This window comes from Dactylosporangium sp. NPDC050588, assembly GCF_040654975.1.
Lineage (GTDB): Bacteria > Actinomycetota > Actinomycetes > Mycobacteriales > Micromonosporaceae > Dactylosporangium > Dactylosporangium maewongense.
In genome coordinates, this window is record NZ_JBFAJA010000050.1 from 91,491 (window position 1) to 102,437 (window position 10,947).

The following is a 10,947-nucleotide window of genomic DNA, read 5'->3' on the forward strand; positions in this document are numbered from 1 at the left end:
CCGGCACGAAAACGGCGCCCCTGGTGTCAGAGGCGCCGTTTGCCGGGTGTGTGTCAGTCGTCGAGCCAGTCCAGCGAGCGCCGGTTGCCGCCGTTGGCGCCGCCGCGGGGGGCGCCCTGCGGGTCGCCGTAGCCGCCGCGCTGCTCGTAGTTGTCGTTGCCGGCCCGCGGGGGCTCGGGGACGCGCTCGTAACCGTCGCGCTCGTAGCCGGCGGCGGGCTCGTAACCGCCGCGCTGCTCGTAGCCGCCGCGGCCGGCGTACGGGCCGTCGTAGTCGGCCTGGCCGTTGTAGCCGTTGCCGGCGCTCGGGCCGTAGCCACCGCCGGCGCTCGGGTAGCCGTCGCCACCGCCGCCGGGGCCGTAGCCGCCCTGGCCGCTACCGGCCGACGGGCCGTAGCCACCCTGGCCGCCGCCGGGGCCGTAACCGCCCTGGCCACCACCCGGGCCGTAGCCGCCCTGGTCGCCACCCTGGCCGTAGCCGCCCTGGTCGCCGCCGTAACCGTTGGCGCCGTTGCCGTTGTAGCCGCCGCCGGACGAGGGGCCGTAGCCGTTCTGGCCGCCGTCCGCGCCGTAGCCGTTGGCACCGTTGGCGCCGTTGGCGCCGCCCGAGCCGTAGCCGCCGCCCTGGCCGCCCGCGTAGCCGTTGCCGGCGCTCGGCTCCCAGCGCTGGGTGGAGTCCGCGTACCCGCCGCCACCGCCGCCCGAGGGGCCGTAGCCGGCCTGGTCGTTGTAGCCGTTGCCGCCGCCGGCGCCGTACTCGGGGCTGTAGGGGTCGACCGCCGGGCGGGACGAGGGGCCGTAGCCCGCCGAGGGGGCGCCCTGCGCGTAGCCGTCCTGGTCGTTGTACCCGCCGCCGTTCGCCGCGCCGTAGCCCGCACCGGCGGCCGCGGCACCGTAGCCGGAGCCCGCCCGCGGCAGGGGCGCGCCGTACGGGTCCGGCGGCACGTCGTAGTCGCTGGCGCGGCCCGGGCGCACGATCGCGGTCGCGTCGTTCGCGGAGCCACGGTTGATCATCGTGGGCGCGCCCATCGCGCTGACCATCGTCGGGTCGGCCTGGGCCTGGCGGTAGCCGGGGCGCTGGGCCGCGCCTCCGCCGCCGCGCCGCGGGGCCGGCTCCTCCTCGAGGTCCTCTTCGTCGTCGTCACCGCGGCGGCGCAGGAGCAGCACGATCGCGACGATGCCGAAGATGACCAGGAGCGCGCCGAGCGCGATCAGGATGTACGAGGAAAGGCCGCTGCCGCCCCCGCTGGACGTGTTGGTCGTGTTCTGCGCGCCCGGGGCCGCGGCCGACTGCGAGTCCGCGCCGGCGGGCGTGGTCTCCTCCATGGACGGCGGCGCGATCGGGGAGGCGGTCGAGCCGATCGGCAGCAGGGCGATCCGGTTGCCGGTGCTCCCCTTGCCCGCCTGCACGTTGATGTTCTTCGACCCGGCGTCGTACCCGTTCATGGTGACCGAGATCGAGATGCCGCCCGGGGCGATGGGGTTGCTCTCGGTGCCGAGCCAGCGGTAGACGCCGGCGTCGTTGGTGTTCATCGAGCGGCTCTTGCCGGCGCCGTCCTCCATGGTGACGGTCGCGCCCTTGAGCGCCTTGCCGGTGGTCGAGTCGTTGACCGTACCTGAGACCTCGGTCACCGTCTGCGTCGCCGGCGCGGTCGCCGCGGCCGCCTTCAGGGTCACCTTGAACGAACCGGACCCGCCGCCCTGGATCTTGAGCTGTCCGTTGACGTCGCGCTGCTGGCCGGCAGGAATCGAACTCTGGCCGGGCGGAGTGAAGGTAGCGGTGAAGCCCTTCGAGTCATTCGGCATCAGCTGGTTCGCCGGGATGCTGCACTTGAAGCCCGTCCCGGTGGCTGAGCAGCCGGGGGGCGTGCTCATCGCGATCTGCTGGGAACCGACCTCGATGTCGACGCTGAACTCAACGGTGTCAGCCGGTGCCGCGTCGCCGCTGTTCTTCACCGTGATCGTTGAGGATTGCGCCCCACCTCCGACGGTCAGCGTCGGGCTGTTCGCACTGATCGTCAGTTCCGCGGCCGCGAACGCTGGCGCGGCTGTCGTGCCGACTAGAGCGCCCGTCACCAGTACGGCCGCCGCTCCCGAGCGGAGCAGCAAGGCTCGTAGGTGGGTAGTCACGTCCACACCCCTCCGGATCTTGACTTCACCCGAGCGTCTCTGCCGAGCATGTCTGTCGATGGTCCATCATGCGAGCGGGGCTCGCTTTGCATGGTGCGCCGCAGCAAACTATGCCTTGTCCACAGGGGTCGGCGAAAGGCGCAGGGTGTTGCGACCGGCCCACAGGCGGTCGTATCGTCCCGTCATGTCCACTCCGCACCGATATTCCGACACGGTGCAGACCGTCCTTGATGCGATGGATGCCGGGCTCGTTCCGGACCGGTTCGCGCTGCGTGACGCTGTGCGCGAGCTTCTGGCTGACCTGCGGTCCCGTGTTCCCGGCCGTTCGGTGGAGGTGCGGGTTCCTCCATACGGTGCGATTCAATGTGTCGAGGGTCCGCGTCACACGAGAGGTACGCCACCCAACGTCGTGGAGACCGACCCCGCCACCTGGCTGGAGATCGCCACGGGTCGGAAATCGTGGCATGAAGCAGTCACCACCGGGAAGATCCGCGCGAGCGGAGTTCGGGCTGATTTATCGGTCTATCTACCCTTGTAACTGCGCAATTCGTACGTGACACTGGTTACGAGCCGCGCGTGAACTGTGGCTGTGCGTCATGCCAAATTCCTCGCGTACACTTTGGGGCGCGAAGGCGACCGAATTACGGCGCCTATCAGGTCGGATTCCCCTCGACCCACACCGCCGACGAACCCCGACGAACTGCGACGACAGGAGCGGCAACGTGCCCCGAGGCGATGGCCGGTTGAGCCACGAGCTCGACCCCCAGCGTCCAGGTCCTCAGGACAAGTGCGGTGTGTTCGGCGTCTGGGCGCCGGGCGAAGAGGTCGCGAAGATGACCTACTACGGGCTGTATGCATTGCAGCACCGTGGCCAGGAAGCGGCCGGCATCGCGGTTTCCGACGGCTCAGGCGTGGTGGTGTACAAGGACCTCGGCCTCGTGTCGCAGGTCTTCGACGAGCCGACCCTGGCGAGCCTGCGCGGCCACATCGCGATCGGCCACGCCCGCTATTCGACCACCGGCGGATCCAACTGGGAGAACGCGCAGCCCACGCTGCGCTCCACCGCCCCCGGCGAGGACCGCGGCGGCACCACGATCGCCCTGGCGCACAACGGCAACCTGGTCAACACGGCCGAGCTGGCCCGCCGCGTCGCCGAGCTCGGCGAGCGCGACCAAATGAACTCGACCAACGACACCGCTCTGGTCACGGCGCTGCTCGCGGCCCGCCCGGACCTGTCGGTGGAGGCCGCGGCGCTGGAGGTGCTGCCGACCCTGCGCGGCGCGTTCAGCTTCGTGTTCATGGACGAGGACACCCTGTATGCGGCCCGCGACGTCAACGGCGTCCGCCCGCTGGTGCTCGGCCGCCTGGAGCGCGGCTGGGTGGTGGCCAGCGAGACCGCCGCGCTGGACATCGTCGGCGCCAGCATCGTGCGCGAGATCGAGCCCGGCGAGCTGATCGCCATCGACGAGCACGGCCTGCGCTCCACCCGCTTCGGCACCCCCGACCCCAAGGGCTGCCTGTTCGAGTACGTCTACCTGGCCCGCCCCGACACCACGATCGTCGGGCGCAACGTGCACGCCGCGCGCGTGGCGATCGGCCGCACGCTGGCCAAGGAGCACCCGGTCGAGGCCGACATGGTCATGCCGGTGCCGGAGTCGGGCACCCCGGCCGCGATCGGCTACGCGACGGAGTCCGGCATCCCGTTCGGCCACGGCCTGGTCAAGAACGCCTATGTCGGGCGCACCTTCATCCAGCCGTCCCAGACGATCCGCCAGCTGGGCATCCGGCTCAAGCTCAACCCGCTGCGCGACAACGTGCGGGGCAAGCGCCTCGTCGTCGTCGACGACTCTGTCGTGCGCGGCAACACTCAACGTGCGATCGTGCGTATGCTGCGAGAAGCTGGTGCGGTCGAAGTGCACGTCCGCATCTCGTCGCCGCCGGTCAAGTGGCCGTGCTTCTACGGCATCGACTTCGCCACCCGGGCGGAGCTGCTCGCCAACGGGCTCGACCTGGAGGGGATCCGCCGGTCGATCGGCGCCGACTCGCTCGGCTACGTGTCGCTGCCAGGCCTGATCGCGGCGACCGAGCAGCCGGCCAACCGGCTGTGCAGCGCGTGCTTCGACGGTCAGTACCCGATCGAGCTGCCGGCCGACAACGTGATCGGCAAGCACGTCCTGGAAGGTGTGGCGCGCGCTGCGGGGGCCGCTTCCACCACGACCGACGGTGGCGCGGTCAGCGTCGCCGCCAGTCCGGGCGGCTCGGGCGCACTGCTGCGCCCGTGACCCGCCCACCCGTAGCACCATGCGGTGGCCGCCGCCAAGGCAATCAAAGGGGAGAAAGTGACGCACGTGGATGAGCGCGCCGAGAAGGCCGGTGAGACCGGCCAGGGCAGCACCCCCGAGCGGCAGTTGTGGACCGCCGGTAACGGCAGGGGCCGCCGGCGCACCGTGACGTACGCCGACGCGGGCGTGTCGATCCACGCCGGCGAAAAGGCCGTCGAGCTGCTCCGCACCAAGGTGCACCGCACGCACCGGCCCGAGGTCATGGGTGACATCGGCGGGTTCGCGGGCCTGTTCCGGCTCGACCTCAAGAAGTACAAGAGCCCGATCCTCGCCTCGTCCACCGACGGCGTCGGCACGAAGCTCGCCATCGCCCAGGCCATGGGCATCCACGACACGGTCGGCATCGACCTCGTCGCGATGGTCGTCGACGACCTGGTGGCCTGCGGCGCCGAGCCGCTGTTCCTGCTCGACTACATCGCCTGCGGCGAGGTCGTGCCGGACCGGGTCGCCGAGATCGGCGCCGGTATCGCCGACGGCTGCCGCTACGCGGGCTGCGCCCTGCTCGGTGGCGAGACGGCCGAGCACCCCGGCGTGATGCGCCCGGACGAGTACGACATCTCCGGCACCGGCGTCGGCGTCGTCGAGGAGGACAAGATCCTCGGCCGCGACCGGGTCGAGGTCGGTGACGTCGTCATCGCCCTGCGCTCCTCGGGCCTGCACTCCAACGGCTACTCCCTGGTCCGGCACGTGCTGCTCGGCGCGGGCCGCATGCGCCTGGACAGCGTCATCGACGAGTTCGGCTCGCAGCGCACCCTCGGTGAGGAGCTGCTCACGCCGACCCGGATCTACGCGAAGGACTGCCTCGATCTCATCACCGAGAGCGACGTCCACGCGTATGCCCACGTCACCGGCGGCGGCATCCCGGGCAACCTGGTCCGCGTCCTGCCGGAGAACGTGGACGCCGTCGTCGACCGCGCGACCTGGCGGCCGCAGCCCATCTTCGACCTCGTGCGCACCAAGGGACGCATCGAGGACATGGAGATGGAGAGCACGTTCAACATGGGCATCGGCATGCTGACCGTCGTCTCCGCCGAGGACGCGGACCGCACCCTGGCGTTCCTCGCCGGTCGCGGCCTGGACGCCTGGCAGGTCGGCGAGGTCATCGAGGGCACCGGCCAGGTGCAGATGGTCGGCTCGCACACGCGAGGCTGACCGTCCCCCTGGGGATGCCGGTAGCTGTCGGAATAGGCGGGATTGGGGAAGTCTCGCCTATTCCGATCTCCAGGTCTTACCGCGGAGGGTCAAGAGACCTAGGCTGAAGCGACACGTCCCTACACCCAAAAGGAGGACGGGGCGGTGTCGTGGAGCGGCATGCGGGGCATCTCGCCGGTGCCAGGCTACGTCGTGATGCAGCCCACGACGTTGTGCAACCTTGACTGCACGTACTGCTACCTGCCGTTCCGGTCCCGCAACGACCGGATGAGCCCCGCCGTCGCGGGCGCGGTCGCCGCGTCGGTCAACGGGTGGGCCGCCGGCAACGACCGCTTCTCAGTGGTGTGGCACGGCGGCGAGCCGCTGACCGCCGGGCGGGCCGCGCTCGCCGAGCTGATGGCCCCGTTCGAGGGCGTCGAGCACCACGTGCAGACGAACGCGACGCTCATCGACGACGACTGGTGCGAGTTCTTCACCGAGCACCAGATGCACGTCAGCGTCAGCGTCGACGGGCCGCCCGAGCTCAACGACCAGCGGGTCGACCGGGCGGGCTCCCCCTCGTACAGCCGGATCCAGCGCGGCATCGAGACGCTGCGGCGGCACGGGATCCCCTTCTCGGCGCTCTGCGTCGTCAGCGCGCCCGGGCCGGGCCTCGCCACCCGGCTCTACGACTACTTCCTCGACCTCGGCTGCGACGTCCTCGGGATCAACATCGAGGAGCAGGAGGGCGTCAACGCCCGCGCGAACGACCACGGCACCGCCGCGGTCCGCGGCTTCTGGGCCGAGCTCGTCGCGGCGTGGCGGCGCGACCCGCGCATCCACGTGCGGGAGATCGAGTGGACGCTGCGCTACGCGGGCGCGGTCCTGGCCGGCGGCGCCGACGGCGTGCTGCCCGCCGCGCTCGACCCGATCCCGACGATCGCCGCCGACGGGCGCGTCTTCCTGCTCTCACCCGAGCTGGCGGGCTTCACGGACGCGCGCTACGGCGACTTCTCCTCCGGCAGCGTCCTGCGGACACCGCTGGCCGAGATCCTGGCCGGTGCGGCCGGCTCGGCCGGGTGGGTGCCGGAGTACCTGCGCGGCGTCGAGGCGTGCCGCTCGACGTGCGCGTACTTCGGCTTCTGCGGCGGTGCCCACGCGGCGAACCGCTACTTCGAGCACGGCAGGTTCGACAGCACCGAGACGAATCACTGCCGCAACAGCAAGATTTGCCTTCTGGAGGGAGTGCTGGACCATGCCGGAGCACGCTGACCCGGTCACCGAGCGCGTCCACGGAGCCGCTGACGGCCTCCGTGTGCTGCTCGATGAGGCCGCCGTGGCAAGGGCCGCCCGCTCGGAGGCGAGTGGTCAGGACGGCGCGAGCGCCGTCTGCGCCTGGAACCACTTCGAGAACATCCCGACCTTCTACAACTGGAACAACCGTCCCCGTTGAGGGCTGGTCCAGCAGCGTCAGGCTATGACCAGACACCCACGCGGTGTGCCGTCGAGAGAACGGCCACCGCGCGGGTGTCTCGGACATGACGCGGGCACGTGGGGTCGCCACGTGCCCGTCAGCCGGGTAGACCGATGATCAACGACTCCGTGAGCGCCAATCGCTGTCGCTGGAGGAGTCGTCGTAGTTACCGTCGTCCTCGTCGTCGGCCTCATCGTCGACTTGATCGCCGGATCCGGCGTAGTCGTCGTAAGACTTCGGGCTGCCCGCGAGCTCGCGCTGCAACGCGTCGAGGTCGGTGTTTGGGGAGTGATACTTCAACTCCCTGGCCACCCTAGTCTGCTTGGCCTTCGCACGGCCGCGCCCCATGGCTCGACCCCCTCGCACAGAATTACGGGGCAGCCATTACCGGCAGGCCCCGACAACGTCAGGCATCTCTCGTGGCTCTTACGGTACATGTCGAGGGCACCTTTCGGCATCTCGCCCCTGCCGACCAATTCGGTGGCGTTGCTTACCCGACCGGACCGGTTGGGTAAGCACCACCGTCGTACCGTGGTCGTCACGTCCTACAAGAGGATCGTACGGAGCCTTCCGACGTCGGCCATCCGCCGTTCGGCGAGTCGGTCCGCGGCGGCCGCCGGCGGGACCCCCTCGGCCTCTGCGAGCTGCAGGATCTCCCGGGTGGTGTGGAAGATCCGGGCGGCCCGCTGCTGCGCCCGGGCGAAGTTGAAACCTTCGATCTCGTCGGCCACCTGGATGACCCCGCCGGAGTTGACGACATAGTCGGGTGCGTAGAGCACGTCGCGCTCGGCGAGCAGTTTCTCCACCCCCGGGTGAGCCAGCTGGTTGTTCGCCGCGCCGGCGACGATCTTGGCGCGCAGCACGGCCACGGTCTCGTCGCTGAGCGCCCCACCGAGCGCGCACGGCGCATACACGTCCAGGTCGGCCGCGACGAGGTCTTCGCTGCTGTCGACCACGTCCACCTGCGGATAGGTGGTGCGGACCCACTCCAGGGCGCGCTCGTTGACGTCGGTCGCGACGATCGACGCGCCGTCCTCGATGAGGTGCTCGGTGAGGTGCTTGCCGACCTTGCCGAGCCCGGCGATGCCGACCCGCCGACCGGCGAGCGTCGGGCTGCCCCAGCGGTGCTCCGCCGCTGCCCGCATGCCCTGGAAGACCCCATAGGCGGTAAGGACCGACGAATCACCCGCGCCGCCGTGCGACTCGGAGCGTCCCGTGACGAACCTGGTCTCCTTCGCCACGACGTCCATGTCCTGCACATAGGTGCCCACGTCGCACGCCGTGTAGTAACGACCGCCGAGCGACTGCACGAACCTGCCGTAGGCCCGCAGCAGTGCCTCACTCTTGTCCTTGTCCGGGTCACCCCAGATGACGGCCTTGCCGCCGCCGAGGTCAAGGCCGGCGAGCGCGTTCTTGTACGCCATGCCGCGGGAGAGGTCGAGCACATCGTGCAGCGCGTCGTCCTCCGAGGCATACGGGTAGAAGCGGGTCCCGCCCAACGCCGGTCCGAGCGCCGTCGAGTAGATGGCGATGATCGCGCGCAGGCCGGACGGCCGGTCGTGACAGTAGACGACCTGCTCGTGGCTGGTGGTGAAGACACCCATGGATGCTCCTGTGTCGGTGGGGGGCCCGATCCTCGTGAGACGGCGCCTGTACACCGACCCTAATACCGGCGACCGACAGTTTCGTGCGACGATCGGCCCGTGCCGTCGCTCTTCGCGTCATATCTGCGGGTGTACGAGCCGCTGGCCGCTTTCGATCGCGACCACCAGCTGTACTGGCGTCGCTACGTCAAGGAGGGCCGGGCGGTCGCGCTGTCCGACGGCCCCGGGCGGCAGCGGACTGCGGTCATCGAGGCGCTCGGCGCCGGCTGGACACGCCTGCCCGACCTGCCCGACGAGGCCTACGTCCTGGAGGCCGACGACACCCTGCTCGTCTGCCCGTGGAACCTGCGCATCCGGGTCGCCGAGGCGGCGCTCACCGCCCGCGACGGCGTGCCGAGCGTGATCGCCGACGCCTTCGTCCCGCCGGTGCTCGCCGGCCTGGCGCAGACCGTCGTCGACGACTGGCGCAGCGGCGACCACGTCCTGGAGCGCGGCATGCCCCGGGTGCACGAGCAGGTCGCCACGTGGGGGGTGCCCCTGCGCTGGTTCGTCTTCGTCGACCTCGAGGAGCGCGAGCTGTCGCTGCGCCCCGGGCGGCGGGTGCTGCGCTACCGCACCGAGATCTCCAAGGCCCGCCGGCGGGCGCACCGGGCCTATGCGGTGCTGCGCCGGGCCATCGGCGACGCGCCGATCACGGTCGCGGTCGAGGAGACAGCGCGCTGGCTGGAGGAGTTCCACTCCCGCTCGATCGTCGAGCTGGACTACGGCGGCCTGGTCGGCCTGCTGTCCGACGAGACCCTCATCGAGGACGACTCGCCGGGTCTGGTGTCGGCGGGCCTGTCCAGCGTGGCCCGCGGCGACGCCGACGAGGCGACCGAGGTGTACGAGAAGCTGGTCGAACGCTGGCGCGCCGTGCAGCTCCTGGAGCGCTGCAACTAACCCCGGCCCGGCCCCTCCCGGCCATCACACCCCGCACGCATGGCGTCGCGGGGTGTTTTGTCATGGAGTTCGATCACCGTAAATGTCCGAATCCCAACAGCCACGAACGGGTGTCACCCTTCGCAACCGAATCGCTCCGAAGTGGTGTCCGTTATGGGTTATTGGGAGGACTTTGTGGGCTACCGCTCACCCGGTCGGGTGAGCTAGATTCGTATCGACTCACCCACAGAGCGTCACATCCGGTCCCGCTTTATCCCATTTCGTGTCACCAAATTGGGAAAATTCACTTATTCATCATCCGTCCATACAGGGACCTTCAGCCGTTCGGCCCATGTCGGACATCGGGGACTAGCCGGACCATAGGAAACGCGTCGGCCGGCGGGACCCCGTCCGACGTTCCTGGGTACCTGTGGAGGAGTGACCGATGCCATCTCGCACGCATGAGCCTGAGCCGTTGCTAACACCGGCTGAGGTCGCGTCGATGTTCCGCGTCGACCCGAAGACCGTCACCCGATGGGCGAAGGCGGGCAAGCTGAGCGCCATCCGCACCCTCGGAGGCCACCGCCGCTATCGCGAATCCGAGGTGCGCGCGCTGCTCCAGGGACAGATCCCGCAGCAGCGCCAGGGCGACTGAGGCGCAACCTTACCTCGCGCATTCCTCCGGTGCCAAAACGACACGCTTGTTCCCGCGACGCGCTCGGATCGTCACCCCCCGGTGATCCGGGCGCGTTGCTTTGTGCGGAGACAGCCGTTCAGCCCAGCGTGATCCGCACCCCGACCGTGCCGCCCTCGCCGCGCCGCCGGACGCTCATCCAGACGAAGAGGCGGCCACGCAGGCCGTACTTGCGCTTGATGAGCTCGCGGGCGGTGCGGCCGCCGTCCGGGCCGAGGATCGTCGCGTGCCCCGGCACCGCCTCGCCGGTCGGCACTCCCCGGACCGTGCACGGCGCCACCGTCACCGCGCCGTCCCGGCGGATCCGCTTCACCTTGCCGGAGTCGGCGACGGTCCAGATCACCAACGCGTCACCGTCGGGCGCCACCCATACCGGCGTCGACACCGCGGTGCCGTCCCGCCGGAACGTCGTCACCGCGATGTACGCTTCGTCGCCCAGCTGCTTCGCCGCACTCGTCATAGGCCACACCGTACGTAGGTGCAAGCGCTCGTGGGGACATCACACGCGCGGGTGATGAAAGGCTAGTCTGATGGTCCCAACCAGAACTCTTCGGAGATCGTGATGAAGCTGTCGATCCTGATGCCGGTCTACAACGAGGAGGTCCGCGTCGCCGACGCCGTCAAACAGGCGCTCGACGTGGACTACCCGACGGAG

Annotated in this window: 12 protein-coding genes; 8 read left to right on the top strand and 4 right to left on the bottom strand. The window is 70.0% G+C overall.

Annotated elements, in window-relative coordinates:
• Positions 1-53 precede the first annotated feature (53 nt).
• Complete coding sequence (locus AB0I21_RS31710) at positions 54-1,955, bottom strand: carboxypeptidase-like regulatory domain-containing protein (RefSeq protein ID WP_360566653.1); 1,902 nt, start codon at positions 1,953-1,955, stop codon at positions 54-56.
• Positions 1,956-2,313: 358 nt separating this feature from the next.
• Here AB0I21_RS31710 and AB0I21_RS31715 point away from each other — a divergent pair, with 358 nt between their 5' ends.
• From AB0I21_RS31715 to amcA, 5 genes are all read left to right on the top strand, one after another.
• The gene (locus tag AB0I21_RS31715; RefSeq protein ID WP_360566654.1) at positions 2,314-2,667 is read left to right on the top strand and encodes a sterol carrier family protein; all 354 of its coding nucleotides are present in this window, start codon (positions 2,314-2,316) and stop codon (positions 2,665-2,667) included.
• 184 nt (positions 2,668-2,851) lie between these two features.
• Entirely contained in the window at positions 2,852-4,411 is a 1,560-nt protein-coding gene (purF, locus tag AB0I21_RS31720) for an amidophosphoribosyltransferase (protein ID WP_344501210.1), read from the top strand.
• Positions 4,412-4,468: 57 nt separating this feature from the next.
• Positions 4,469-5,623: a phosphoribosylformylglycinamidine cyclo-ligase gene (gene purM, locus AB0I21_RS31725; RefSeq protein ID WP_360566655.1), complete on the top strand. Its 1,155-nt coding sequence runs from the start codon at positions 4,469-4,471 to the stop codon at positions 5,621-5,623.
• A gap of 159 nt (positions 5,624-5,782) precedes the next feature.
• Entirely contained in the window at positions 5,783-6,874 is a 1,092-nt protein-coding gene (gene amcB / locus AB0I21_RS31730) for a cyclophane-forming radical SAM peptide maturase AmcB (RefSeq protein ID WP_360566666.1), read from the top strand.
• Complete coding sequence (gene amcA / locus AB0I21_RS31735; protein ID WP_354889862.1) at positions 6,858-7,055, top strand: multiple cyclophane-containing RiPP AmcA; 198 nt, start codon at positions 6,858-6,860, stop codon at positions 7,053-7,055. The genes amcB and amcA overlap by 17 nt, the downstream gene beginning before the upstream one ends.
• 138 nt (positions 7,056-7,193) lie before the next feature.
• Here the strand turns inward: amcA and AB0I21_RS31740 are convergent, their stop codons facing one another.
• Positions 7,194-7,424: a DUF3073 domain-containing protein gene (locus AB0I21_RS31740; RefSeq protein ID WP_033365009.1), complete on the bottom strand. Its 231-nt coding sequence runs from the start codon at positions 7,422-7,424 to the stop codon at positions 7,194-7,196.
• Between the two features lie 197 nt (positions 7,425-7,621).
• Complete coding sequence (locus AB0I21_RS31745; RefSeq protein ID WP_344501207.1) at positions 7,622-8,680, bottom strand: Glu/Leu/Phe/Val dehydrogenase dimerization domain-containing protein; 1,059 nt, start codon at positions 8,678-8,680, stop codon at positions 7,622-7,624.
• A 99-nt stretch (positions 8,681-8,779) separates the two neighbouring features.
• Here AB0I21_RS31745 and AB0I21_RS31750 point away from each other — a divergent pair, with 99 nt between their 5' ends.
• Entirely contained in the window at positions 8,780-9,619 is an 840-nt protein-coding gene (locus tag AB0I21_RS31750; protein ID WP_344501206.1) for a hypothetical protein, read from the top strand.
• A 424-nt stretch (positions 9,620-10,043) separates the two neighbouring features.
• Positions 10,044-10,253, top strand: a complete 210-nt coding sequence (locus AB0I21_RS31755; RefSeq protein WP_033365012.1) for a BldC family transcriptional regulator — start codon at positions 10,044-10,046, stop codon at positions 10,251-10,253.
• Positions 10,254-10,371: 118 nt separating this feature from the next.
• Here the strand turns inward: AB0I21_RS31755 and AB0I21_RS31760 are convergent, their stop codons facing one another.
• Positions 10,372-10,752, bottom strand: a complete 381-nt coding sequence (locus AB0I21_RS31760) for a PPOX class F420-dependent oxidoreductase (protein WP_360566657.1) — start codon at positions 10,750-10,752, stop codon at positions 10,372-10,374.
• A gap of 102 nt (positions 10,753-10,854) precedes the next feature.
• On the opposite strand from AB0I21_RS31760, the gene AB0I21_RS31765 reads away from it, so the two are divergent.
• Positions 10,855-10,947 (top strand): glycosyltransferase (locus AB0I21_RS31765; protein ID WP_162189887.1); only part of this gene is annotated, 93 nt, incomplete at its 3' end.

Excerpts from the sequence above, each read along its gene's own strand:
- AB0I21_RS31745 (WP_344501207.1), bottom strand. The coding sequence starts at position 8,680 with ATGGGTGTCTTCACCACCAGCCACGAGCAGGTCGTCTACTGTCACGAC.
- AB0I21_RS31755 (WP_033365012.1), top strand. The coding sequence starts at position 10,044 with ATGCCATCTCGCACGCATGAGCCTGAGCCGTTGCTAACACCGGCTGAG.
- amcB (WP_360566666.1), top strand. The coding sequence starts at position 5,783 with ATGCGGGGCATCTCGCCGGTGCCAGGCTACGTCGTGATGCAGCCCACG.
- AB0I21_RS31760 (WP_360566657.1), bottom strand. The coding sequence starts at position 10,752 with ATGACGAGTGCGGCGAAGCAGCTGGGCGACGAAGCGTACATCGCGGTG.
- AB0I21_RS31715 (WP_360566654.1), top strand. The coding sequence starts at position 2,314 with ATGTCCACTCCGCACCGATATTCCGACACGGTGCAGACCGTCCTTGAT.
- amcA (WP_354889862.1), top strand. The coding sequence starts at position 6,858 with ATGCCGGAGCACGCTGACCCGGTCACCGAGCGCGTCCACGGAGCCGCT.
- AB0I21_RS31740 (WP_033365009.1), bottom strand. The coding sequence starts at position 7,424 with ATGGGGCGCGGCCGTGCGAAGGCCAAGCAGACTAGGGTGGCCAGGGAG.